The sequence below is a fragment of the Pseudomonas rossensis genome, assembly GCF_039888995.1.
GTDB classification, from domain to species: Bacteria; Pseudomonadota; Gammaproteobacteria; order Pseudomonadales; family Pseudomonadaceae; genus Aquipseudomonas; species Aquipseudomonas rossensis.
In genome coordinates, this window is the sequence record NZ_JBBWCB010000332.1 from 1 (window position 1) to 437 (window position 437).

Consider the following 437-nt stretch of genomic DNA (forward strand, 5'->3'; position numbering starts at 1 on the left):
CGTGACCACCAGCGAAGACGCCCCAGTCAACGGCAGCGTGCTCACCGGCACCAACAGCGTTGACGGCCCGGTCAGCGTAGTTAATTTCACCGTCGGTGAGACTACCTACGCCGCCGGCAGCACGGCGACTATCGCCAACGTCGGCACCCTGGTCATCGGAACGAACGGGGCTTATACCTTCACCCCGGCGGCCAACTACAACGGCACGGTGCCAACGGTCAGCTACACCGTCACCGACGGTTCCGGCAGCAACGTCACCTCGACCCTGAACATCAGCGTCACCCCGGTCGATGACACCTTCACCGATATCGGCGAAAACGTGACCACCAGCGAAGACGCCCCAGTCAACGGCAGCGTGCTCACCGGCACCAACAGCGTTGACGGCCCGGTCAGCGTAGTTAATTTCACCGTCGGTGAGACTACCTACGCCGCCGGCA

Annotated in this window: 1 protein-coding gene; it reads left to right on the forward strand. The window is 62.9% G+C overall.

Features of this window, described 5'->3' with window-relative positions:
* On the forward strand, positions 1–437 hold a 437-nt coding region (locus tag WLY71_RS31715; RefSeq protein ID WP_347806588.1), incomplete at both ends, for a cadherin-like domain-containing protein.